Source organism: Brachyspira sp. G79 (assembly GCF_002379365.1).
Taxonomy (GTDB): domain Bacteria; phylum Spirochaetota; class Brachyspiria; order Brachyspirales; family Brachyspiraceae; genus Brachyspira.
Map to the genome: position 1 here is coordinate 1720377 of NZ_JQIU01000008.1, position 26050 is coordinate 1746426.

Consider the following 26050-nt stretch of genomic DNA (forward strand, 5'->3'; position numbering starts at 1 on the left):
CGTGTAAAATCTTCTAAATCATTATTTTTTTTCCATTCTTTAATTTTTCTTTTAGAAATTCATAATTTATTTTAAAAATATTTTTTTGAATCTAAACTAGCACCATCTTCTGATATTATATTGAATAAGTCTTCTTTATTTTGTTCAATTACTTTTGATTCTATTTTTATTTTACTTTTATCTACATCATCACTTAAACTATCAAATATATACATCTTTCTTTCTATACCTTTAAATTGATGATGATCATATAAAGCTCTTAATAAAAGCATCAAAGAAGTTAACCTTTGTTGACCATCTATAACTTCAAAAACATTATCTTTTTTTATAAGAACCATAGTACCTAAAAAATACTCATTTTCTTTATTTTCTTCATATTGTCCTTTTATATCATTCCATAGGTCTTCACATTTTTCTTCGTCCCAAGAATATGGTCTTTGATATTCAGGTATTACATATATTTTATCAAAAATTTCACTAACAGATTCTGGATTTGCTTTAATTACTTCCATAAATATAGAACTCCAAATTTAATATTTTATGATTATAAACCAAATATATAAATCATCAACAATAGACTTGGCTCAAAAGCTATTGATAAATAATTTTTCTAGTTTGTTATTTTATAATAGATTGCATAATATTACTACACAAATAAATATTTTACATGTTGTATAGATTATATATTTAAGTTATCAAAATGTAGTTATTTTGGTTCTTTTATACCACGCCACAGGCGGACAGGCGTCATAAAAGAACTGGGCTGCTGCGTAGCACACAGCGTGGTGTGCAAAGCCCTGAAATATATAAATTCAAAAATTAATTTTTTACTAAATATAATTGTTTAGCTATATATAATTACGATTTTAAAGGAAGTCTGTCTATAGATTCTATTTTCCATTTATTAGCTTCGTTTATCAGTCTTATATAATAATAAGTTGGAGAAAACTCACTGTTTCTTATTATATAATATCCTCTATAGGAACTGGTATTGTCTCCTATTGTATAATTTATAGTTACAGAATATTCTCCGTTTGAAGATGAAAGCAAATTTTTTATAGAGTCCTTATTGTCTGTAAGAATATTTTTTATACTTTCTATATTATCTATATTAGAGTTTTTTTCTATCCAGTTCATATTATCATCAAGTATCTGAGTTTTCATATTATCATAAAATATAAATAAATCTTTTTTCTTACTGCTGTCCAAATCTTCAAGGCAAGAAATGGCAAGTAAAGATAAAATAAAAATGACTAATACAATAAATAATTTTTTCATTAAAATAAATCCTTAAATATTCAAAAAATTAATAGTAAGTAGGCTCCATTTATCATTTAAATAAATAGCCACAAACTCAATGGAGTTTTCAGATATTTTATTAAAAGAAGGATATTCAATCTGAGCTAATATAACATCTTTATATTTTTTATATGTAATACTTACATCATAATATCCTCCGTCTTTAGGAAGATAATTACATAAAGCATCATCATTATTTGAAAATATCCTCTGATACAAAGCACCTCTGTTTTTTATAGATTCTATAATATTAACAGGAGTAAGTTCATATATTAAAGACATTTCTTTAAGAATATTAGCTATATTATCATCTAAATTAAGGACAAAATTAGAAGTAAACTCAAGCGTATCCTTATTTGATATTAATTTAGATATATACGTTTCATACTCATAAACGCTGTACTCACTGTCTGCCTTATATTCTTTTTGGCATGAAACTAAAAATAAAACCATCATTAAAATAAATATAATATTTTTCATCTAATTTTTAACCTCATATATTGTATTAAAAACTCAGCAATATCATAAAGTGATAATACCAAATGAACAGCCTTATTTTCTATAACACTTCTAGGCATTCCGTAAACTGTAGAACTGGCCCTATCCTGAGCAATAGTAAGATTATTATGATCATGAAGTTTAATCATACCTTCAGTACCATCATTACCCATGCCAGTCATCACTATGGCTATAGCCTTATCAGTCAAAACATCATCAATAGTATTAAACAAATAATCCACACAAGGAGTATAAATAAACTTTTTCTCAGTGTCTGGATAAAATTTAATTTTAAGTCTTCCTGCAGAATCCATATATATACCCATGTTTTTATCTCCCGGTGAAATATAAACAACAGAAGGCATTAACTCTTCATCAAGACTAGCCTCTTTTATTCTTATAGAACATATATCCTGAAGACTGGAAATAAGTGAAGAAGAAAAATCTTTTGGTATATGCTGTGATATGAGTATAGGAAGAGGGAAATCAGCTGGAATACTAGGAAGCATTATCCTCAAGGCTCTTGGACCTCCTGTTGATATACCTATAGCAACTAATTTTGGAGTATTAAATTTAAACTTCAAAACCTTAGTTATAGCCGTAGCAACCTGTTTCTGATTAAAAGGTATTATTCTCACATTATCATCAAATTTATCTATTTCTGTTTTTTCACTTTCATCAATAACTTTTTTAGTATTTTTATTTAAAAAATTAAACTTATAATCTATATTAGATTCAGGAACAAACTCTAAACCATTTTCTCTATTATTTTTTGATATTGCAATTATTTTATTTAATACATTCTCTTTTAAAAAATCAATAGATACATTACGCGGCTTATAAATAATATCTAAAGCCCCAAGTTCTAAAGCCCTAGATGATAAATCTTTATTCTTAGTTAAAGATGTCATAACTAATATATTAACTTGTATATTTTCTTTCTTTAAAAGTTTTAAAAGCTCAATGCCTCCCATTAAAGGCAAATCTATTTCTATAACAACAAAATCTGGTTTTATAGATACTATGGATTTATATGCATCTATACCATTATTTACCAAACTTACAACATTAATTCTATAATGATTTGCTAGAATATTATTTAACATTCCAGAAATAATCTTAGAATCTTCAGCTATAAGTACTCTAATGGCTCCCAACATATATATCCTTTAATGCTGCTTGTTATCTTTTTTGATATTATTCTTAATACTAGTATTATTTTTTATAGTTTTATCTCTTCCTAAAGTTTCCTCATTTTCCTCTATAATTGTAGTTAAAGCAGAAGAAATATCAGAAGTATATTTATTATCATCAAATATACTGTATGATTTTGAATCCTCTATTATATCAGTTATTTCCTTTGTATAGTCTGTATATTTATCAGAAAACAAATCTATTTTAGTATTTATATTACCGCTTTCTTTTGATTTTTGTATAACTTTATTATTATTTTTGATATTATTAATTTCAGAGTTTTTATTTATTATTTGAGTATTAGTTTTTACTTCCTGAGTATTTTCTTTTTTCTTAACTACAGCTTCCTCTATATCATCCAAGCTAGGAAGATCATCGATTGCTTCATCATTAATATACTCATCAACTTTTTTAGCAGAAGGAATTACAGCAAATACCGCCTCATTTTCTGCAGACTGCTTTAGAAAGAAACGTTTTTTAATGATTTCTTTTAACTCAATTAAACTTTTAGCAGTAGCAAAAAACAAAAGAACTAAAATACCAATAAAACAAAGAAATACAAACCACTCTCCAAATCTTGTATATATAGTTATATCACTGTTTAATGCTACATTAGCTACCATATAGTCTGGTTTCCAAAAAGGAAGAGTTGATATAATTTTACCAGTACTTGAAATATGACCAGTAACCCCAGAATTACCATTATGAACTATATCTCTTCTGTTTTCTACGGCCCTAAAAATAGACATATAAAAATGCTGAAGAAGAGATTCATCACTGTAAGACCAAGCATCTTCCGTAATAACAGCTAAAGTCTGAGCACCATTATATACAAACTTTCTAACAAAATCACCGAAAGCACTTTCAAAACATATAACGCCAGAAAAAGTATATCCATTAGGGTGATTAAAGACTGTAATACTTCTTCCTCTGTCCCATCTATTAGCACCCGCCTTATCAAACTGAGCATACATAAAGTTTATAATATTTTTGAAAGGAAAAGTATTTAGGAGAAACTCATTATCCTGAAAAGGATACGATTCTCCGCCTGGTACAAGTTTTATTTTAGAATACTCTCCTATAACATTACCCCTATCATTAATAAACTCCATACCATTATAGTATTTATATGGATTATAGGCATTTTCATTGGTATCTTCTTTTATGATAGTAGTACCTAAAAGGTGATAAGTTTGAGTATATCTAATCATATCATAAAGTATATATGTGTTATAAATACCAGGATAAATAGAATTAGAAACAAGCCCATAATCAAAAATTTCTTTATATTCATTTATATAATACCCATATGAATCAAGAGTAACAGATTCAGGATATACTATTAATGAAGGTTTTGAAAGAGATGCATCTCTGGCTAGATTTGCTATTCTTCTTACTGACACTGTGCCATTTTGAGTTACTCCATCAGGCTTTTCTTCACTTTGAAATTTTTCAGGCTTTAGAAGGAATTTTTCTGCAAAACCCTGTATTCCTTTGGAGTTTTTACGGTAAGGCTCCCCAGTATATATATTATTCCAATATACATTTGGATCAAAAGATTTCTGTATAAGTGCGATTCTAGTTTTAGGCTGAAGAGTTCTTTTTGATTCTTCAATATTAATTTTCACAGCCCCATAAATAATAATAAGTAAAAATGATGAAATAAATACAATAGCTGGTATATATGGTTTTTTATATTGATACTTTTTTGAAATATTTCGCTCTGCAAAGAAAAGCAAATAATGAGCTATAACAGAGTTACAGAAATAAACAAAGAAACTAATACCAAGTACGCCAAATATATCAGCAGACTGCAGAAATAGTGAGAAATTCCACTGTGAATACCCTATAATTCCCCAAGGAAAACCAAGATATCCTACATTTCTCATATATTCCATAAATGTAAACACAAGCGGTACAGTAACAAACCTAAATGCAGGAAGTTTTTTTGATAAAAAACCGCTTAAAAGCATAGCTGGAAAATAAAATAAAAATATTATTAAAAATAGTATAGTAAATAATGTCAAAAAAGAAACTATAGCTTCAGTTTCTTTCAGCATAAAAGCAGTTACCCACATAAGCAGATAACCAAAAAATACAAGTACAAATATAGAGGCCGATATTACATAGTATCTAAGCTTATCTGATTTATATATTATAATATTAAGCGGTACAAGTGCAATAAAAGAAATAGGAAAAAAATTTAATGGCGGAAAAGCCAAAGATAAAAGTATAGCACTAATAATACTTAATATAATTACACCAACCGTGTATGAATTACTTTTCGACACTTATAAAATTTCCTATTTTTTACACAACTCTATATTAAAAACAACAACATATAAACTTAGAACATTTATTATATATAACAGCATACTTAAATATTAATTATGACCTTCTTTTTTCTTTAAGGCTTCCTTAATTTCATTAACAAATTTTTTATCCTGAAAGCCTATATGCTCTAAAAGCCAATCTTTTAGGAATTTGATAAATTTGTTAGCTACAAAAGGCTGACCTTCTTCGTATTTTCTAATTTGGTCAACTATTTCCAAATAGAAACTCTTATGCATAGCTTTATGATTTTCAGCATCCGAATAATTAATAAGGTCCATTATTTTTTCTTCTGTTTTGAAATGGTACTGAGTATAATCAATACATTTCTTAATAGCTTTAATAAAAGCTTCATTGGTATTTGCACTGTTATCTACTGTTGCTAAATAAAGTTCATTAACTATATTTACCAATTCTTTGTGCTGGCTATCTATTAATTTATGTCTTGTTTCATACAAAGGCACCCATTTAATAAATACCGTAGTTTCTTGTTGTTCATTATTATTATTATCCATCATAAACTCCAATTAATTTTTATTATACATTATTTATTTTAATAAAAATAAACCAAAAAATCTATACTATACAACAAAATACTGTTACAATATATATCTGCTTATGTCTCTGTTATCCTCAATGTCTTTCATAGCATCTTTTATATTATCGGCATTGATTTTTATAAATTCACCTTTATGTTCATCTGCACTGAAAGAAATTTCTTCAAAAACCTTTTCCATAATGGTATAAAGTCTTCTAGCACCTATATTTTCAACATTAGTATTAATATTATATGCCATATCTGCTATAGCTTCCAAAGCCTCTTCTTCAAACTCTATAATTACTCCTTCAGTTTTTAAAAGCTCCTGATACTGTTTGGTAATAGCATTTTTAGGATTAACTAATATATCTTTAAAATCATCTTTAGATAAAGCCTTTAATTCCACTCTTATAGGAAATCTTCCCTGAAGTTCAGGGATTAAATCTGAAGGTTTGTTAATATGAAAAGCACCTGCTGCTATAAACAATATATGATCTGTTTTTATAGGACCATATCTTGTATTAACAGTAGTACCTTCAACTATAGGAAGCAAATCTCTTTGTACGCCATGACGGGCAACATCAGCACTATCTGTTTTGTTTCCGCTTGCTATTTTGTCTATTTCATCTAAAAATATTATACCCATATTTTCAGTAATACTCAAAGCATCTGAAGTTATTTTCTCCATATCTATAAGAGATTCTGAAGCCTCATTTATAAGATGTTTTTTAGCCTCTTTTACTCTCAAACGTTTATGTTTTTTGTTCTGAGGCATAATACTTCCAACCATAGACTGAATCATATCACTTTCTTCAAAGCCCATACCAGGAATTATGCCGAACATTCTATTTTGACTGCCTGTTATCTTTAATTCAACATAACTTTCATCAAAATCACCATTAGCTATACGTTTTTTTATCTGCTCTTTGGCATTTTTCTTTTTTTCCATTTCTTCTTCTGATACATTTTCATTTTCTTCTTTTTTTACAGAAGGAAGAAGAAGTTTTGCCAATTTATCCAAAGCTATATCAGTAGCCTCTTTTTCAACCTCTTTCATCATAGCAGTTTTTAGCTCAAATATAGCTACATTAACCAAATCTCTTATCATACTCTCAACATCGCGTCCTACATAACCTACTTCTGTATATTTAGTAGCCTCTACTTTGATAAAAGGAGCATTAACAAGTTTTGCTAGTCTTCTAGCTATTTCTGTCTTTCCCACCCCTGTAGGTCCTATAAGTATAATATTTTTTGGTGCAACCTCATCTTTCAATTCTTCTGGAAGATGACGTCTTCTGTATCTATTTCTCAAAGCTATAGCAACTGAACGCTTAGCCTCTGTTTGTCCTATTATATATTGATCAAGTGCTTCAACTATCTTTCTTGGTGTAAGCTCGCTTTCTAATTTTGCATCAAATGACATAATTTATTCTATAACCTCCAAAGAAATATTGCTGTTAGTGTATATACATATCTGAGAAGCTATTTCAAGTGCCTTTTTAGCTATTTCTTTAGCTGAAAGGTCTGTATTTTCGCATAGAGCCATAGCAGCAGCCTTAGCATACTGTCCGCCGCTTCCTATAGCCAATATATTATTCTCACTTTCTATAACATCTCCGTTACCTGAAAGTAAAAGCATTTTATCTTTGCTGGCCACTATAATAAGTGCCTGCAAATTTCTAAGCATTTTATCAGTTCTCCATTCGCGTGCAAGCTCAACAGCTGCTCTTGTAAGATCACCTGAAAACTCCTGAAGTCTTTTTTCAAATTTTTCAAATAATGTAAATGCATCGGCAGTAGAACCTGCAAAACCAGATATAACTTTACCACCGTATAATTTTCTTAATTTAACAGCATTAGGCTTCATTACTGTTTCACCTAATGTAACCTGTCCGTCGCCTGCTATTGCTGTAATTCCGTTTCTGCATACTGCACATATAGTAGTGCCTTTAAACATATTTTTCATTCCTCTTAATTAATATATTGTATCTTATATTGTATTATATATTTGTATCTATTGCAAATTTATTATATATATTTTTATTACTTATAATATGAATTTAATTATAAAAACCTACAAAAAAGGAGGCATATGCCCCCTTATAGTTATTTATATAAGAAAATAATTACTGAGCTTTATTAAATACACCTTTTAAAGTATTACCTGCAAGATCTGATTCTACGCTATAACTTACATTTGCTACTGTTGTAGTAGTTGAATCTGCATTAGTGGTTTCTTCAAAAGAAATATTAACAATATATTTATTCACTACAACATTACTATTATTAGGATCAGTTTCATTGTAAGTTGCTATATACATACTTCCAGCTTTTCAATATTGAAGTAGAAGGATATTCAAGGGTTTTATTATCTTTTTTATAATAAAAAACCATAGAACCATCTTTATTTATTATAATATAAGATCCTGATAAATCAAAATTGCTATTATCCGTATCTACATTCCAAGTGCCTGCATATGTTTCTTCTATTCCTGTTATAGTTCCTGTAACAGCACTTGCTGCCTCTTTTACCTTTTCACAGCCTACTGCCAAAAATGATACGAACAATGTTAATACTAATAATTTTTTTAACATTTTCTTCCTCCAAATTAGATTATTAAATTCATCATAATAAAAAAATGATTTTTTGTCAATACTACATTTAAAACTATTTATCAGCGTACCTGAAAGTATTAACAGCCAAAATCAAAGCTATTATTAAGCATACAAACAGTACAGCTATACCAATAAAGTATGAACGAAAATCAAAATAAAAAGCTCCCCTAAATGCATTCAAAAAATATTGAAAAATATTTAATTTGCTTAAAAACTTTACTATATTAGGAGCATTATATAATGAATAATACCCATCACTTAAAAACATAGAAGCCATTAAAATAATATTATACAATATACTGGCTGTTTCATTATTTTTTACAAAACTGGAGACAAAAAAACTTATAAATATATAAAGCAAAGAAGCTATTATTATTACAGGCAGAAATAAAAAAACAGATAAAAAATCAAACTCTATCTTAAAAAATAAGGCACATACAAAAAATACAAATAAACTACTTATAATAGATATTATCACCCAAGCACATGATAAACTTATAATATACTTATATAAAGGAAGCGGTGTTACTTTAAGCAAATTATAAACACCTCTCCTTCTCTGACTTAATACATTAAAACTTGTTGTCATAAAAGAATAAGCAAGTACACTTACACATGTCATAGCTGTGAGTATATGTATAGTGTAGCTTTCCATATTAAAAAAAAGTCCAAGTGATATAACTATCACCAAAGGAAAAAATATTGACCAGAATATAAGAAAAGGATCTCTTATAGCTTTTTTCATTGTAAGTTTAAATATTGTTTTCATAGTTATTCTTTATTTATTATTATTTCTAATAAAAATTTTTAGTATATACTAAAAATTTTTAAGTTTGTCAATTTTTTTATTCAACTTTTTCCCGCCGCAAAAAGTTGCAAAAAGTGCAAGTCTAAAATAATACTAAATAGTACTAATTATGTTTTATATATAAAATAAATTATTAAATTTAGCTAAAATATTAGCCTTTCGCTACTGCGGGCTGTGCCTGCTTCTCGCTGCAGGCGTACTTCGTATGTGGCAATCCACAGGACTTCCTACGGTAGCAAAAGAAGTGTGGTACGGGCAAAGCTGCAAATATTTAAAATCTAAAAAATTAATTTTGACAAATTATAGTTGTTTAGTATATAACCACAAATTATAATTTAATAATTAGTAATATGCAGATAAAGTTTCTCTAAACTGTCAAAATTATATTTACTTAAAAGTTCATCTTTACTTCCGCTTTCTAATATCTCTCCTTTATATAAAAATACTATTCTATCAGCAATATCTTCCACCTCCTCTAAATCATGAGAAGTAAAAAGAATTGTTTTATTATTGTAAGCAAGCTCTTTTATCATATTTTTTACATTATATCTTTCTCTTGGATCCAAACTCGCTGTAGGCTCATCAAATATAAGTAAATCTGGGTTTTGCATAGTGGCTATCATTATGGCAAGTTTTTTCTGCTCGCCTCCTGAAAGTTTAATAGCTAAAGTTTTGGCATTAAGAGAATATTTATTAAGCATATTATTTATCTCTTCATCTGTAATTTTTATATCATAAAGAGCTGAAAACATCAATATATTATCCCTTACAGTATATCCTTCAAAAAAAGGTGTAGACTGAAGCTGTACTCCTATATGCTTTTTATAATTATCTATATTTATTTTTAATTCACCATTATCTGCTTTTAATATACCTAATAATATATTTATAAGTGTAGTTTTTCCAGAACCGTTTGGTCCTACAAGTGCTATAACTTCGCCTTTATTTATATCAAAATCTATTTTTTTTAATATTGTATTTTTATTAAACTTTTTCTCTATGTTTCTAGCACTAATCAAACTTTCCATATTAAGCAGTTACCAAATTTTATCAATTATTATAAAACCCGCTGCATTAATAATAAAACTATCAATACAGCAGGCATAAAAATTTATTATAACAATTATTATAATAAATTAATTGTTTGTTGTAGTTGTTACATTAACACAACAAGAACAACAACAAGAGCAGCAACATCCTCCAGGAGTCAATACAACAGATTGGCTTTTTAGAGAACATGTTGTGCGTACTTTTGAAGAATATTTAATCATATCAACAACTCCTTTTGATGTTTTTTTATATTAAACTCTTTATATAAAAATATTCATATAAAGAAATTAATACCAATAATTTAATAGTATCTGCGTATATTTTCAAACTGCCCGAAATAATACATAGTAAAACCTATATTAGCAAATATTGGCGGTATCAAACTTCCGCTATACTCAAATGAAAGGCAATTAATAAAAGTAACCACTAAGCAGGCTATAGTAAATATAAATGCCTGTTTAATACTTGTTACTCTGAAAATTTCTTCCAATGAAAATAACATACCTGATATGAAAATAGTAAAAAATAAATTCGATAATTTACTCTTTAGAGCCAAATATATTATCCCATTAAAAAATAAACATTTTATTATACTTGATAATATTATCAATATCCATTTAGGATTTATTCTTGAAGAGTAAAGCAAATCCACTGAAGGCACTGATAATATATTATTAAATATAACATTAGCCCTTATATCTTTATTAATTAAACTTAATACCGCCATAATAATTTCAAAAGCAGAAATAACAGCGAAAATATTAATAAAAATATAAATTATGTATTTTCTCTCCATATATAAATATAACAAAATATTTTGTTTTTGCAAAATACTTATAAGCAAAGCAAAAGCAAACATAAAAATCCAATATATATAAGTACTTACATAAACATGCATTTCATCATATTCTAATTTATTATGATTCATCAAATTAAAGCATATGTTATTTATTATATTGTTATGCTCTAAAAATTTTATTAAAATACCTAGTATAAAAGATACTAATATATACGGTACAATTTCTAAAAATATCAATTTATCCTCTCTTTATATATTATATTTCTTTAATTTTCTTAATGATAATATATACAAAATAGTGTTTTGAAAAAAGTGGCATAAAGCAGGTACTATTATATTAAAAGAAGAGTAAACAAATAATAAAGAATATATAAGTCCTGCAATAAACTTCTGAAATACAGCATTAGCACCGAAATATATATGATTAAGAGCATATATAAAAGATGAAATTATAATAAAAATAACAATATTAACAGAAAATATATTATACGAAATATTAAAAAATACCTGCCTGAAAATAATCTCTTCACATAAAGCACCTATAAATATAATTATAATATCAATAAATATATTCTTTTTTTCTACTATTTCATGAACTTCTATATTTCTTATCCAAACTCCATATTTAATAAAATGAATAATAATGCCTTCAAATAATTCTAACGCTATACATACAAAAGAAAATATAAAAGCTGTAATAATAAAATATATATTGGCATTATAATTAATACTTCCAATATATCCCGTAAAAAATACCATTATTACAAATAATAAATAACTCAAAGCATTAGGAAGCATTCTGTTTATCTTAGAGAAATTTAACTTTATAAATATTCCAATCAAAGAAGTAGGAAAAGAAATAGCTAAAAGAACGAGCAGAGCACTAAGGTAATGGATGCGGGAATTCATTATTTGATATTCCTCCATTTTGAATTATCCTAGGGTGATTACTATAAGGAAAAGCAGGCATAGACATCTGCACAAGCTCTGGTATATAAACTCTCATAACACAAAAATCCTTATTTTCTATTTCAGAAGGAGTAATATCTAAATAAACTGCATATTTTGAAATATTATTAATACCTTTTAATAAATATTCTAAATCTTTTTGAGTATTAACTTCGAGATTTTTATATTTCTTTAATTCCATTTTTTCTGAAATTTTACTGTTAATAAATTTTAATTTTTTATCTTTATTTTCTAAATTAGCCCAATAATTAACATTACTATCAAGATTAAGATAATTTTTTTCTGATACAGTTTCTAAATAATCACTAGGCATGGATAATACCCCGTTAATATTTAATGTAAGTATAGCCAAAGCCTCCATAAAAGCCCTGTATATTACCTTTCTAGGATTAAGACCAGAGGAAGCACCTACTACAATATATGGAGTTTTTTCACTTTTGTTTATAAGCATAACGGTAAAAACATAGCCCAAATTATTATTAGCTGTATAATCAAATACTCTTATTTTATAATTAATGTCTTTAAGAATCATATTAATAGTTTCATTAAGTATATCATCATCAATAATGACTTCTTTAACTTTGCTTTTTGTATACCACTTTATCATACAGGCATCGCATTCTATTATCTCATTAATAGCCGATTTTAAAGCAAGATAAATATTTTTATGACTGGCACTACCCTTTGAGAATCCGCCTATAAATACTTTTTCTTTTTTATCCCTTCTTATTATATGTGATAAAAAGAAATTCTGTGCTGGAACATAATATTCTTTTTTACTGTCAAATAAAGAAGGAAGAAGCACCCAAGAAAGCACATCATTTTCTGTAATATTTTCTAAAATGCCTATGTTATTTAATTTGTTTAAATCTTCATCTGTATATATTTTAACATATTCAAAAGGTATAACATTGTCTGGATATTTTTCTTTTAATTGATTATAAGAAAGATATTTAAGTTTTTCTTCAAAATATAAATTTGAAGTAAATAAAGCATATCTCTCAATACCCTCACCTAATAATCTTATAATAGCTTCATCTCTATATATACCATATCCTGAAAGATGATAATTCACCTCAGCATTATCACCTAATAATATTTTATGATAATTAGGAAGCATTGCTGTGCAGGTATTAATATTTTCAGCAATTACAGAATTAGCCTGCATTATAATAAGAGAATCCATTATACCAGTCTGATGTCCGCAAATAGAATTATATTTATTTAAAATATTTTTATGACTTGGGTAATAATTAATCATATACTTTTATCCGTTTTTATTTAACAATTTATTTTTTAGCATTTTTTTATAATTTTTTATCATTTCACTATAACCTTGCTTGAAAACTTTTCTATAATTTCTTTTGATGAAGTGTACATTTCATTATATTTTGCCTTACTTATATGACCGCAAGCAGGACAGAAAGGCACTCTAAGCAAATCCTGCACTTGAATCTCTATAGAAGGTATATAAACATTAATAACACGTCCTGCTAGTTTGCATTTACCTATAGCCGCAAATAAAAATGCTTCATACAAAGCAATTGAAGTAAAACTTTGCAAAATAGGAGTTATATAGGTTCTTTTATTTTTTATTTTAAAGTTCATAGTCTGCTTAACAAATTTATTATAAACCGATAAACTTTCATTTCTTGCTATTACTCTGTTTTCAAAGCATTCATAACAAGCTGTTTCTTTTCCTTTTATAGTTGTAATATTTAAAAATGGTCCGTCTAGTATTGATATAACTATTGGTATTGATTTATCAAGGATAAGCCTATTAATATTTCTAAGCAAATTAAGTCTTGGTTTCTCTATACTTACAACTACACATGATATATTATCAAATAACTTTAATAATTCTTTTTTTATTTCTATATTTTCAATAGCATCAGTTGTATCTGTAAGATTAGATTTTTCTATTTTTTTTATATCATCAGAACTCATCATGTCAATATTTATATATATATCTTTAGATACTAATAAAGCATAATCTTTTAATCTATCATTATCGGTTATAAAAATTATTTTATTTTTTTCTATTTTGCTTTCATCTGGAATATCATAAAAATATTCTCCTATAAGCTCGTAAACAGTATTTTGCATATTATTTTTTTTATCATCATACTCTAAAAATCTGTTCCCAATCAAAGAAGATACAATATCATTTAGTACATTGCTGTCATTCTCATCTAATGAGAATTTTTTTACTATATCATCAAAAGATATAAGTTTATCATCAAAAAGTTCATTTGCAATAAATATTATAACTTCTTTCATATTATCATTTAAATCATCTAAAGTTAAAGAAGCCTCTTCAAAGTTCCATATACCCTTTCTAAACCTTATCTCATTATCAGAACTGAAAAAGATGCTTACATTATCATAAAGTTTAATATTCTTTTTAGCCATACAAAATCAACCTAATTATTTATTTTTTCTTTTTTATGTAATTTATATAAAATCATTTTGAAAGCAAAGTAAGATGCACAACATTATTAGTTTGTCCGTCAATATTCAAAAACTCTTCAGATAAAGTCTTATTAAATCCTCCAATATCGCATGCTAAAATACCGCTTGCTGCTGCTGTGAGCTGTATATTTTGAGCAATTTCCCCCGTTTCTATCAATGCAAACTGAAGTGCCATATCACCATACTTTCTGGAGTTTTCATATATACTGTATACATAATAAATAGATAAAGCAGTTTTTCTTAAATCTATATCTCCTCCGAAAACATTAGTATTATAATAATTTTCTAAATCTTTATCATTAAATAATTTAATTTTTTCAAGAGAATGAGTAAAAGGCATATATTTATATATTCCTTTATCAAGATTATTGATATTAAGAGCTGCTATATAAAGATATATAGGATAAAGTCCTCCTCCAGAAGGAGCTGTACGAAGTTTTGATATATATTTATCCCCGAAAGTTATAGTACTATATTCATCTTTATTTAGCTTAAAATCAAAATCACCAGAAATGCCATCTCCATAGTATAGAAGTGTAGATAAATCACTTAAAGTAAGAGGTTTGCCTTTAAAATCTCTTCTGCTTCTTCTTGACCTTATTACTGAACCTATAGGGGCATTAATATTTTTATAAGGAGGTAGTTTTACGGCATTTCCTTTTTTATGAACTTCCTCTTCAAGCAGCACTCTATTACTTAAAGAAGCGTCTATGGGAAAAGATGAATAGCTAGAAACATTATATAAAACCGATAAATCTATTGATGATTTTTTTGAGTTTAAAAGATATTCCTCACTTATATTTCTATTTACTTCAGAATGCATCGCACCTCTGTATGATGATTCGGCAGTTTTTATTCCTATAGTATCGGTATACATAGAAATTGGAATATTTGAAGAAAAATTTATAATACTAAAAAGTAATGGTATCTCTCTTGCCTCAAGTTTTTCTCTGCTTATTTCTATTTTTTTTGTTTTATTATTCTTCTCTTTTTTATCTGTCTTCTTAATAATGCCCATAAAATTTTTTCCGCATGTATAAAACTTAATCTAATATAATAACCAAATATAATAAATTTCATAAAAATATCCAGCAATTATTTTCTATAGTATTGAAAACAAAAATAAATTGTATATAATTTTAACAATATTATAAAATTTTTATTTTGAAGGAGAGCAATATGAAAAAACAATTTCAATTTGCATTCATATTAACTGTAATTATTTTATTTTCATTTTCTTGTTCATCTTCCAAAAAGACTGGAAATAATGGAAATCTTACTATAATACACATGAATGATACACATGGTAAAGATGAAGAAGAAAAAGTTGTAAACAAAGAAGTTAATCCGCCTGAAACTAACTATATGTATGGAGCTGCCAGAAGAGCTGCTTATATAAAACAGGTAAAATCTACCAACAATAATGTATTAGTTCTTCATGCTGGAGATACTATTACAGGAAGTGTTTATTCTACAGTATTTCAGGGAAGAGATGAAGTAGATATAATGAATATGATAGGGGTAGATGCTGTAACTATAGGAAATCACTTTGTTGATTATGGACTCGATAATTTTACAGAAATAATGAAAGATAGAAAATTTCCAACACTTTCTATCAATATAAAAAATAAGACTGATAATAGTTATTATGCTTTGCCTTATATGGTTACAAACGTTAATGGTCTTAATGTAGCTATAATAGGAGTAACAACTACAGAACCAGTTTATAGTTCTTCAAGTGTAAAAGATTTAGTATTTGAAGAGGAAATAAAGGCATTAAAAGATTTTCTTAAAAAAACACCTATTAATACTACTAATGATGTTACAATACTATTAAGTCATATAGGCTATGAAATGGATAAAAAAGTAGCAGAGGCTATACCTAATACATTTGATATAATAATAGGAGGACATAGCCATACCGAACTGCATGAAGCTGATGTTGTAAATGGTACGCCTATAGTACAAACTGGCTGTTATGGAAAGTATTTAGGAGATATTAATTTAAGCGTTAGCAACGGCACTATAAATAATTTTGATTATAAATTGGTATTAATGGATCAGAATATAGAACAGGATAAAGATATGCTTGCATTTATTGATGAGATGAAAGGTACTGTTGATAAAGAGTTTAATGTAAGAATAGGTACTTTGCCTGTTGAACTTCCTCAAGACGGAATAAGAACTAATTCTATGGCTATAGGAAATTTTGCCTGCGATTTGGTGCTTGATTCTTATGATAATATAGATATAGCCATAGTAAACTCAGGGGCATTAAGAACATCTCTTCCTTCAGGAGATATCACATTAGGAAAAATACAAAATGAATTCTTCCCTTTTAATAATCAGGCTGTAACTCTTTCATTAAACGGTAAAGATTTGATTGATATGATAAAAATATCTGCTAAAAAAAGAGGAGGCGGAGGTTTTCTTCAGTATTCAAGAGGCATTGAAATAGTATATAGTGCCGAAGGAGAATTGATATCTGCCAAACTAAACGGAGAAGATATTACAGAAAATAAAGATTATAATATAGTAATGTCTGATTATATTTTAGACGGCGGAGACGGATATATTGACAGCGAAAATAATCCTATAGGAAGAAAAGGAAAAAATATTATTATGACTGGAAATGATATAAGAGATGCTTTAATATCACAGATAAAAAAACTTAATAATATACCAACAGATTATATTGATGAAAAACCTAGGGTAATATTTGAGTAAAACTTAAATAAAAAATAAGAGCCTGTCTTTATGAAACAGGCTCTTTTTATATAAAAATAAAATTATTTTTTAAATAAATGCATATATGGAGCATTCATTATTTCAGCAAGCATAACAGCAGAAAAATTTGCTTCTTCCCTATTATAATCAGCACCATTATCTAAAAGTATTTTAATAACTTCTTCAGGCTGATTTTTAATAATAGCTAAATGAAGCGGACTTACTCCTCTTTCATTAATAGCATTAACATCAGCTCCTTTAGCAATCAAAGCGGCAACTATATCAGGACTACCAGTTTGAACAGCTAAATGCAGACAGCTTATTTTATTGTCAGCATAATTAACTTCTTCTTCTGTACTTTTATCTATTAATTCCAAAGCCTTATCAATATTTTCTTTCATATCAAAATTTTCATCGTCTTTCTTCTTTAAAATTTTTGAAAGTAAATCATATAGCTTAGATCTTTTGTACAAATTAGCATTAATAGCCATTAAACAAACCCCATTATTTAGTGTATTAATATTATAATATAAACTTAAAATTCTTGCAATAAGAAGAGAAGATAAGAAACAAAAATAATAATCCTATTATTTATATATAGCCAATAAATATATTATTTTTTTATTTTATTTTTAAAAAATTGGATGTTATTTTTCTTTCTCTTGTTTTTTATATTCATTCCAAAGATTATCCATTTCCTCTAATGACATATCTTCAAGTTTTTTATTCAAGTCATATGCTGTTTTTTCAACATAATTAAATCTTTTTCTAAATTTTTCGTTAACTTTTATTAAAGAGTTTACTGGATTAATTTTATTCATACGTGCAAAATCAAGAACTGTCATAATCAAATCGCCTATTTCCTCTTCCAAGTGCTCTTTATCTTTTTCATTATAAGCCTCTTTAACTTCTGAAAGCTCTTCATCTATTTTTGCAAGCGAATCATCAATATTCTTATATTCAAATCCTACACCAGCCGCTTTTTTCATCATCTTATAAGATTTTTCCATTATAGGAAGTGATTTAGGAATACCATCTAAAACGCTTTTAAATCCTGAATTATTCTTTTCTATCTGTTTTATTTTATCCCATTGTTTAAGTATACCCTCAACATCTTTAACATTACTGTCTCCAAACACATGAGGATGTCTTCTTATAAGTTTTTCATTAATATTTTTGCAAACATCATCTATATTAAATTTATTTTCATCTCTTGCAAGTTCCGAAAAAAACACAACATGCAAAAGTACATCTCCAAGCTCTTCTTTTATATTCTCATAATCTTTATTATTTATTGCCTCAACAAGCTCGTAAGATTCTTCCAAAAAACATGGTATTAGACTCTCAAAAGTCTGTTCTCTATCCCAAGCACAGCCATTTTCCCCACGTAATCTTTTTATTATAGATATTAATTCTTCAAATGAATTCATAATTTTAAGCCTGTATATTTTAATTAATTTTTGATTTTCTTATATAGCTAATTCTCTTTGGTTCTAATATAGCATTATATATTACAGCATTCTTTATATCCAATGAAGATAGCATATGACTAACATGTCTTTTATTTTCTGATACTTTAAAATCATTGTTACTTACATCTTCCTTTATATTATTAATTCGAGATATTTTTAAATTATATTTTTGCTGCAGCTCTAATATTTCTCTGTCATTATTTGAGGTTTCATAATTGCTTGTATATATATTTTGATGTTCAGTATTTTTTCTTAAAGTATCTTCACTGTAATTTTTTAAAGATTCCATATTCTTTTTAAGCTCTCTGAATATTTCCTCTTCATTATTATTAACTTTTTTATGAGTATAAGTTTTTTTATTATTATTTTTCACTGTATTTTTTGATTTTGTATTTTCTTTATTTTTTTTATTTGCTTTTTGTATAAGAGATATTATAGCACATATTATACCTATTATTATATATAAAACTAATTCTGACATAAAAACCCTTTTATTAAATTTTATTCAATATTTTTTTCATCATCATTATTAATTACATTTTCTTTTTTATCTTTTTCGGTTCTGCTATTAACTATTCTAGTTGTAATAGAATATACAGCAAGAAGTACAAAACCAATAATCAATAATATATTTATAGGTGACATAATAGACTCTCACTTCAATAATATTCTTTATAATATTTTTACAGTTTAATATATAATCGTAATAATTTCAAGTTATAAGAAATAAAAAAGGCGAAGTAGCTAAGCCATACTCCGCCTTTAATTTCATCTGTTGTTTAATATTACCAAGTGTCTAATGGATCATCTTCTTCTCTGTAAGTTTCTAAGTACATATCTGTTTTAGCCATTAATTGGTCAAAATAGATATAGTATTTACCATAAGAATCTCTAGGATCAACTTTAACATGTATACCCATAAAGCTGATACCTTGTTCCACTTGACCTCTAAAATCTTCCTGTTTTATATTAGCAGGAACTTGAACAGTTATATTTTTCCAACCCATAAAGTTAAGAGCTTCATTACCAACTGACTGAGGTTTTCCATTTATATCATAAACGTAAAAACTCATTTTATTATTATGGTTACGGCCTGCTACCCAAACACTAAGTTCTTTAGTATAACCAGGAATTTTAACAGGTCTAGGAGGAGTTACAGAGAACCAAGGATAACCAGTTCTGAAGTACTCTACTTTAGCACCTAAAATATATTTATTATTTTCAGCACCTTCAGCTACTACATCAGCAGGACCGCCTTCACGACGAATAATGCTAACTACACCGTAATCTCTAGGCATAGAAGCCTGCCAAGTATTAGCAAATTCAAAATCATCTATCAAATAATTAGTAATAGCTTCAGTTACAAAATTGTTACCTTCTTCACCTTGCTGATTTTGAGTAGTTTGCTCACCTGTTTGAGCCGCATCTTGGGCAAACAACAAGAATGCAACAGTTAGAATTAACATTGTTATCAAGATACTTAATCTTTTCATATTATTCTTCTCCTTACTTATACCTTATTGTTGCGCTTCTTGTGGCTGTTCTGCAGTAGTATCTGCTGCTGTTGTACCGCCTTCTTCACCTACTACTTGAGCTCCACCTTCTGTATATTGTTCAGAAGATCTTCCGCCAACTTCCTGACCTAATGTAGTTTCAATATCTGAACCGTCATAAGCTTCTCTAAATGTATCTGTAACAGTTTGGAAGTAATCCAACAAAACTACAAAATTATCAGCTCTTTCCTCTGGTGATGACCAGAAACGGAAATTCATAAATCTTAAACCTTTTGCTCTAGGTACATAAGGTTCTTCTTGAGGAATGAAAGATGGTACTGCTGTACTCATATTTCTCCAGCCGATAAATCTAATTGATCCCAAAGGCAATGTATAAGTATAACCAAGATAATCTTCAAATATCATTTCCATAGTATAGTCATAGTTACCACCCCATACCCAAACATCAAAAGTTTGAGCTTTTCCTGGTATGATTTTTTGTACTGTTGGAACTAAATCAAAGAAGTTATAAGATTTTCTGAAAAAAGAAACACTTACTGATAATGAATTAGTTGAATTATAGCTTTGGTTACCCATACCATATGGTTTTGTAGCGAACAATCTCATATTAGGATATTTCATTACAACACCATTTTCATTTGTTCTATCACCTCTAAACATAAAACGGCTAGCATTTGATATTGGCTGCCATTCATCTAATGTTTCAAAGTTGTAAAGTAGTCTAGTTTCCATGTAAACACTAGAAGTTTGTCCATAAACAGCAAATGAACATATGCTTATGAATAGACAAATGATTATGAGGTAGCGAGAAAAATCTCTCGTACTTCTATAGAATTTCATAGCGCACTCTCCTTAATATTTATAGCTAAGCAATTATATCCAATAACTTAGCACCATTATATTATAATCAACAAAAATTGTCAACTATAAAATATAAAATTCTCATACTATTATATCGATATAATGCTCATATAATTTTAGGAAATAATCATTTAAATTTGATTAAAATTTATATTGTGTTAATATTATTTTATAATTTTTTTTAAATAAATAAAGTAAAATAATAAAAAATGAGATTAAATAAATACATAGCATCATTAAATATAGCAAGCAGAAGAGAAGCTGACAAACTTATTCAAAATGGGAATGTTAAAATAAATGGTATAGTTAATACAAACCCAGCATATCAGGTTTCTGAAGAAGATAAGGTAGAATGTGATATAAAACAATACAGAGAAGATAAAATATATATAAAATTAAATAAGCCTAGAGGATATGTTGTATCTTCAAATAAAAATGAGGGAAAACCTATATACAATCTGATTAAAAATGATTTTAATAATATATATCCTGTGGGAAGACTTGATAAAGACAGCAGTGGACTTATAATACTAACTAACGATGGGGTATTTAGCAGAAAAATAATAGGTGAAAATACAAACTGCGAAAAAGAATATTTTGTCAAAGTTAATGATAGTATACCAGATGGAGCTTTAAAAAAACTTGAATATGGAATATCTTTAGATGGACAAAAATTAAAACCTGCTAAAGTAAAAAGAATAAATAAAAACTCATTTCATATCATTCTTACAGAAGGAAAAAATAGACAGATTAGAAGAATGTGTCAAAAAATAGGATTTGAAGTAATAATATTAAAAAGATTAAGAATATCCGATATATTATTAGATGACTTAAAAGAAGGTTCTTTTAAACATCTAAAAAAAGATGAAATAAACTCTATATTAAATAATTAATTTATTATAGAGTTTATAAAAAATTGACAATTTTTTAAGCTATATATATAATAGTAAATGTTAATTATATTTTACCATATGGTTATTTTATTAAATATAATTGACACAAAAATTTTTTTTATATACTTTCTACTTGAGGATTTTATTTTAAGGTTATTTTTATGAAAAACAACAGAGTATTATTATTAAAATTAATTATCCCTTTTGCTGTTTTCTTGCTTGTAGCCTATATTATTATGTACTTTTCTTATAGAAAAGTATATACCAATGAATTTATAAAAAACACATTGATAGAGATGGATAATACCGAACTAGTTTTATCTACAGAAATGGAAAAAATATACGATGTAATGTATACATTAAGAGGATATTTTGAGGCAAACGATAATTCATTTACAAGCATAAGAAAAACACTTGAAAGCATATTAAAATCAAATAAAAACATATATGATATACTATACGGAAATGAAATACCATATAGAGACGGAGGGCTTTTTGCTAATGGTATAACTCCTTATCCTAATACTTATGATCAAACTTCAAGATTATGGTATAAAGGAGCTCTAACTAAAAATGGAATTTTTATCACAGAACCCTATGTTGATGCAAATACAGGAGGAATATGTATAACATTGTCATTAGCTGTATACACTAATAATTCACTAAAAGGAGTTATAGGTATAGACTTCTTAGAAATGAATAATATATCAAAAAAAGTAATCAGCGACAATCAGGTAAATATAATGACTTCAGCAGGACTTTATATGTCGCATCAAAATAAAGAATATATATTTAATGACAAATACAATGTATATCAAGAACCTCTATTTAAAGATGCAAAATCATTAGAAGACCCTAATAAAGCTATAATGCAGATAGTAGGAAATGAATGGTATACTATAAAATCATTAAGAGACACTCCTTATAAAATTGTAATACGTGGAAATATGAATGCTATCAATAATAGAATAAGAAATATTATGCTTGCATATCTTTTAGTTATTATTATTTTAATAGCAATACAAACATCATTAGCATTCTTCGTAGTTATACCTATATCTCAGATGCTTGATAAGGCTATGAATAGCATAGATCAAATGTCGAAAGGAAACTTTGTTATAGACAGTCAAAATAATGATAATAAAAATGATAAATCAGGCTCTTTAGTATCATATGTAAATAATATGAAAAACACTATAGGGAATGTTGTGTCAAAACTTCAGTCAAATCTTAATACAATAAATGCAGAAATAGAAAACATATCATCAAGCAGCGAATATTTATCTGACAGAACAAATACTCAGGCTGCTGCTATAGAAGAACTTACAGGCTCAATGCAGTCTTTATCAAGTTCTATAAAAGAAGTAAGTTCTAATTCATTGCAGGCAAAAGATAAAAGCTCAAAAATAATGGAAACCACAACTACGGGTGTAGAAGCTGTTAATGAAATATCTGCTCATATGTATGAGATATCTGAATCTAGTAAAAAAATATCTGAAATAACCAAACTTATACAGTCTATAGATTTCAGACTAATATACTTGCTTTAAATGCGGCTGTTGAGGCGGCAAGAGCTGGAGAACAGGGAAGAGGATTCGCTATAGTAGCAAGCGAAGTTAGATCTTTAGCTCAGACTGTTAATGAGGCGGCAAATAATATCACTTCCATTGTAGATGAAACTGTAAAAAGAGTAGAAATTGGAAATGAATCGGCAAATAAATCATCTTCTATATTAAATACTATTAATGATTTGGTAAAAGAAATGGAAATAGAACTTCAGGATATATCTCAATCTATAATGCAGGAAGAAGACGGAATAAGCCAAATGAATATTGCTATAAAAGAATTAAACAATATCACTCAGGAAAACTCTAGTTTGGCTACTCAAAACTCATCTTCAAGTTTGGAAATATCAAATATGAGTAAAGATATTATTAATGAAATAGAATATTTTAAAGTGAAATAATAATAAAAAAGCAGGGAGTATATTTTTATTCCCTGCTTTTTATAAAAAATATCTAAATTTTTAAATACTGCTAAATCCTACAATGAGAAAAATATCTTTCCATTTTCCACATTAGATTTAGCAACTAATACTTTTACTCTATCGCCTAACTCATAAGCCTTTATCTTATCTATATAAACACTTTGCATATCCTGATAAAATCTATAATTAGAACCAATATAAATAGATTCTATAAACCCTTCAATATCTAAACCTTCTATCTCTACATAAATACCTTTTGGAGATATAGAACTTATAACTCCATAATATTCATCACCTAATCTGTCTTTCATATACCTGGCTGCTTTTATTTGTCTTGTATATCTCTCTGCTTTCTTTGAGGTTTTATCAAGAAGAGATAAACTATCAATAGAATCTTTACATATATTTTTTAAATTATCTTCTATAAATTCCTTACCAGATAAAATAGTATCTTTAACTATTCTATGTATAAGTAAATCAGCATATCTTCTAATAGGAGAAGTAAAATAAGTATAATAATCAAGCCCCAAACCAAAATGACTTTTATTTATTATACTATAAGACGAAGGAGTCATTGAACGAAGCAAAACTGGTATAAGCAAATTTTCTTCCTGTTTACCTTTAACCCTATCAACAAACTCTTTTATATCATAGCTTTTATCTGGAAGTTCTTTTAAATCGTAGCCTTTATTATGAGCTAGTATTTTAAAATTATTAAATCTATATTCATCTGGAACACCATGATAACGGTATATTACCCCGTCATATTTAGAGAGCTTTTTTGCTATTTCACTGTTTGCTAAAAGCATTAATTCTTCTACTATTGACATAGATTGTTTTTTATCTTCTGCATAAAACTCTATAGGTATGCCGTTATCATTTAAAACAATTTTTATATCCTGATTATCAAATTCAACTCCCCTGCCCTCTTTTCTTCTATTATATAATAAATTTTTTATAGTTAAAGCATTGTCAATTAAAACCATAAGCCAATCTTCATCTTGGCATTTTTTATCTATAATATCCTCTGCATAATCATAAGATAGCTTTCTATTAGAATTAATAACACTTTTAAAAACTTCTGAAGATAATACTTCTCCTTTGTTATTAATATGAACTAATAATGTCATAGCAAATCTGTCTGTGTTTTCGTTTAGAGAAATTACATTATTAGATAAAATTTCAGGAAACATATTATATACTTCATCAATCAAATATGTAGAGTTTCCTCTGTTTCTAGCTTCCAAATCTAAAGGAGAATTAAGTTCTATAAAATGGCTTACATCAGAAATATGAATATAAACTTTATAATTATCATCATCTTGTTTTTCTATACTCAAAGCATCGTCCAAATCTTTAGAACTTTCACTATCTATAGTGATGGTTTTTAAATTTCTTAAATCAGCCCTATCTTCTTCTATATTATTAAAATCAGCAGACTCATTTACTTTTTCAGCATACTTAATTAACTCTTCACTGAAATCCTGTTTTATATTATAAGCCTTAGATATAATTTTAGAATCTTCTTTAGCATTTTTTAGATCAATATTTACATTAACCGATTTTACTGTTTTTGGAGCCTCTTCTTTACCTTCCAATTTATTAATATACTGTCTTCCTTCTTTTGTAACTTTAAGCAAATTACCATCAGTTTTTTGTATATAACCATCGCTTATAGCTTTTCTTATCAAATTTGTTAATGCTGTTTTTTCAATTGCTGTTTTTGAATTGAATTTTATGAATATATTATAGTCCATTTGATTTTTCATAAGCTTCTTTATTAATTCTTCTACTGTTTTCATTAATTCACCTTCCAAATTAAATTTCAAATAATATATACTTTTTTCAAAGTTATTTCAATTAAAGCAATAAAAAAATCATATAAATGTAAAACTTCATAATTTTTTGAGTGTTTTTTACATTTTTTTGATATATATAAACAATTATATTTTCTAAAATAGATAAAATAAAACAGTATCATTATTTTGAATAGTCATATTGAAATTGTATATGGAATTTTTA

Annotated in this window: 28 protein-coding genes; 4 read left to right on the top strand and 24 right to left on the bottom strand. The window is 27.1% G+C overall.

The features are described from left to right. Positions 1–71 precede the first annotated feature (71 nt). From KQ44_RS09040 to KQ44_RS09120, 17 genes are all read right to left on the bottom strand, one after another. The gene (locus tag KQ44_RS09040) at positions 72–512 is read right to left on the bottom strand and encodes a DUF262 domain-containing protein (protein ID WP_096737117.1); all 441 of its coding nucleotides are present in this window, start codon (positions 510–512) and stop codon (positions 72–74) included. Between the two features lie 346 nt (positions 513–858). Next, positions 859–1278 (bottom strand): hypothetical protein, encoded by a 420-nt coding sequence (locus KQ44_RS09045; protein ID WP_096737118.1) that lies wholly within the window; start codon positions 1276–1278, stop codon positions 859–861. Between the two features lie 12 nt (positions 1279–1290). Next, on the bottom strand, positions 1291–1779 hold the full coding sequence (locus KQ44_RS09050; protein WP_096737119.1) for a hypothetical protein: 489 nt from the start codon (positions 1777–1779) through the stop codon (positions 1291–1293). After that, positions 1776–2957: a chemotaxis-specific protein-glutamate methyltransferase CheB gene (gene cheB / locus KQ44_RS09055; RefSeq protein WP_096737120.1), complete on the bottom strand. Its 1182-nt coding sequence runs from the start codon at positions 2955–2957 to the stop codon at positions 1776–1778. The genes KQ44_RS09050 and cheB overlap by 4 nt, the downstream gene beginning before the upstream one ends. A gap of 9 nt (positions 2958–2966) precedes the next feature. Next, the gene (gene lnt, locus KQ44_RS09060) at positions 2967–5282 is read right to left on the bottom strand and encodes an apolipoprotein N-acyltransferase (protein WP_096737121.1); all 2316 of its coding nucleotides are present in this window, start codon (positions 5280–5282) and stop codon (positions 2967–2969) included. Between the two features lie 93 nt (positions 5283–5375). Next, the gene (locus tag KQ44_RS09065; RefSeq protein WP_096737122.1) at positions 5376–5837 is read right to left on the bottom strand and encodes a bacteriohemerythrin; all 462 of its coding nucleotides are present in this window, start codon (positions 5835–5837) and stop codon (positions 5376–5378) included. A gap of 84 nt (positions 5838–5921) precedes the next feature. Further along, positions 5922–7283: an ATP-dependent protease ATPase subunit HslU gene (gene hslU, locus KQ44_RS09070; RefSeq protein ID WP_096737123.1), complete on the bottom strand. Its 1362-nt coding sequence runs from the start codon at positions 7281–7283 to the stop codon at positions 5922–5924. Positions 7284–7286: 3 nt separating this feature from the next. Then, positions 7287–7817, bottom strand: coding sequence for an ATP-dependent protease subunit HslV (gene hslV, locus KQ44_RS09075; RefSeq protein ID WP_013113511.1), 531 nt, complete (start codon positions 7815–7817; stop codon positions 7287–7289). 169 nt (positions 7818–7986) lie between these two features. Further along, positions 7987–8181 (bottom strand): hypothetical protein, encoded by a 195-nt coding sequence (locus KQ44_RS09080; protein ID WP_096737124.1) that lies wholly within the window; start codon positions 8179–8181, stop codon positions 7987–7989. Continuing rightward, a complete protein-coding gene (locus tag KQ44_RS09085; protein WP_096737125.1) occupies positions 8159–8455 on the bottom strand; it encodes a hypothetical protein in 297 nt (98 codons plus the stop codon). Before KQ44_RS09085 ends, KQ44_RS09080 begins: the two co-directional genes overlap by 23 nt. A 73-nt stretch (positions 8456–8528) precedes the next feature. After that, entirely contained in the window at positions 8529–9245 is a 717-nt protein-coding gene (locus tag KQ44_RS09090; protein WP_096737126.1) for an ABC transporter permease, read from the bottom strand. A 374-nt stretch (positions 9246–9619) separates the two neighbouring features. Next, the gene (locus KQ44_RS09095) at positions 9620–10312 is read right to left on the bottom strand and encodes an ABC transporter ATP-binding protein (RefSeq protein WP_096737127.1); all 693 of its coding nucleotides are present in this window, start codon (positions 10310–10312) and stop codon (positions 9620–9622) included. Positions 10313–10635: 323 nt separating this feature from the next. Then, positions 10636–11370, bottom strand: a complete 735-nt coding sequence (locus tag KQ44_RS09100; protein WP_096737128.1) for a hypothetical protein — start codon at positions 11368–11370, stop codon at positions 10636–10638. Positions 11371–11382: 12 nt separating this feature from the next. Then, positions 11383–12042, bottom strand: a complete 660-nt coding sequence (locus KQ44_RS09105; RefSeq protein WP_096737809.1) for a CPBP family glutamic-type intramembrane protease — start codon at positions 12040–12042, stop codon at positions 11383–11385. Further along, positions 12017–13363: a YcaO-like family protein gene (locus KQ44_RS09110; protein WP_096737129.1), complete on the bottom strand. Its 1347-nt coding sequence runs from the start codon at positions 13361–13363 to the stop codon at positions 12017–12019. The genes KQ44_RS09105 and KQ44_RS09110 overlap by 26 nt, the downstream gene beginning before the upstream one ends. Before the next feature lie 59 nt (positions 13364–13422). Then, entirely contained in the window at positions 13423–14514 is a 1092-nt protein-coding gene (locus KQ44_RS09115) for a streptolysin associated protein SagC (RefSeq protein ID WP_096737130.1), read from the bottom strand. A gap of 52 nt (positions 14515–14566) precedes the next feature. Further along, positions 14567–15592: a SagB/ThcOx family dehydrogenase gene (locus KQ44_RS09120; protein ID WP_096737131.1), complete on the bottom strand. Its 1026-nt coding sequence runs from the start codon at positions 15590–15592 to the stop codon at positions 14567–14569. A 161-nt stretch (positions 15593–15753) separates the two neighbouring features. On the opposite strand from KQ44_RS09120, the gene KQ44_RS09125 reads away from it, so the two are divergent. Continuing rightward, the gene (locus KQ44_RS09125) at positions 15754–17301 is read left to right on the top strand and encodes a bifunctional UDP-sugar hydrolase/5'-nucleotidase (RefSeq protein ID WP_096737132.1); all 1548 of its coding nucleotides are present in this window, start codon (positions 15754–15756) and stop codon (positions 17299–17301) included. Between the two features lie 62 nt (positions 17302–17363). On the opposite strand, the gene KQ44_RS09130 is transcribed toward KQ44_RS09125, so the two are convergent. The 6 genes from KQ44_RS09130 to KQ44_RS09150 all read right to left on the bottom strand — a co-directional run bounded on the left by KQ44_RS09130 (position 17364) and on the right by KQ44_RS09150 (position 21019). Beyond that, positions 17364–17792 carry an ankyrin repeat domain-containing protein gene (locus KQ44_RS09130; protein WP_096737133.1) on the bottom strand — a complete coding sequence of 143 codons (429 nt, stop codon included), beginning with the start codon at positions 17790–17792 and terminating at the stop codon, positions 17364–17366. A 156-nt stretch (positions 17793–17948) separates the two neighbouring features. After that, entirely contained in the window at positions 17949–18731 is a 783-nt protein-coding gene (mazG, locus tag KQ44_RS09135) for a nucleoside triphosphate pyrophosphohydrolase (protein ID WP_096737134.1), read from the bottom strand. A 19-nt stretch (positions 18732–18750) separates the two neighbouring features. Further along, a complete protein-coding gene (locus KQ44_RS09140) occupies positions 18751–19254 on the bottom strand; it encodes a hypothetical protein (protein ID WP_096737135.1) in 504 nt (167 codons plus the stop codon). A 20-nt stretch (positions 19255–19274) separates the two neighbouring features. Then, positions 19275–19418: a hypothetical protein gene (locus KQ44_RS14440; RefSeq protein WP_168171265.1), complete on the bottom strand. Its 144-nt coding sequence runs from the start codon at positions 19416–19418 to the stop codon at positions 19275–19277. 140 nt (positions 19419–19558) lie between these two features. Beyond that, the gene (locus KQ44_RS09145) at positions 19559–20266 is read right to left on the bottom strand and encodes a flagellar filament outer layer protein FlaA (protein WP_096737136.1); all 708 of its coding nucleotides are present in this window, start codon (positions 20264–20266) and stop codon (positions 19559–19561) included. Between the two features lie 24 nt (positions 20267–20290). After that, on the bottom strand, positions 20291–21019 hold the full coding sequence (locus KQ44_RS09150; RefSeq protein WP_096737137.1) for a flagellar filament outer layer protein FlaA: 729 nt from the start codon (positions 21017–21019) through the stop codon (positions 20291–20293). Positions 21020–21357: 338 nt separating this feature from the next. On the opposite strand from KQ44_RS09150, the gene KQ44_RS09155 reads away from it, so the two are divergent. The 3 genes from KQ44_RS09155 to KQ44_RS15045 all read left to right on the top strand — a co-directional run bounded on the left by KQ44_RS09155 (position 21358) and on the right by KQ44_RS15045 (position 24007). Then, positions 21358–22041: a pseudouridine synthase gene (locus KQ44_RS09155; protein ID WP_096737138.1), complete on the top strand. Its 684-nt coding sequence runs from the start codon at positions 21358–21360 to the stop codon at positions 22039–22041. A 161-nt stretch (positions 22042–22202) separates the two neighbouring features. After that, positions 22203–23591, top strand: coding sequence for a methyl-accepting chemotaxis protein (locus tag KQ44_RS09160; RefSeq protein ID WP_240516567.1), 1389 nt, complete (start codon positions 22203–22205; stop codon positions 23589–23591). After that, positions 23579–24007 (top strand): methyl-accepting chemotaxis protein, encoded by a 429-nt coding sequence (locus KQ44_RS15045; protein ID WP_240516672.1) that lies wholly within the window; start codon positions 23579–23581, stop codon positions 24005–24007. The genes KQ44_RS09160 and KQ44_RS15045 overlap by 13 nt, the downstream gene beginning before the upstream one ends. Positions 24008–24084: 77 nt before the next feature. Here the strand turns inward: KQ44_RS15045 and KQ44_RS09165 are convergent, their stop codons facing one another. Further along, positions 24085–25830, bottom strand: a complete 1746-nt coding sequence (locus KQ44_RS09165; protein ID WP_096737139.1) for a ribonuclease R family protein — start codon at positions 25828–25830, stop codon at positions 24085–24087. Between the last annotated feature and the right edge of the window lie 220 nt (positions 25831–26050).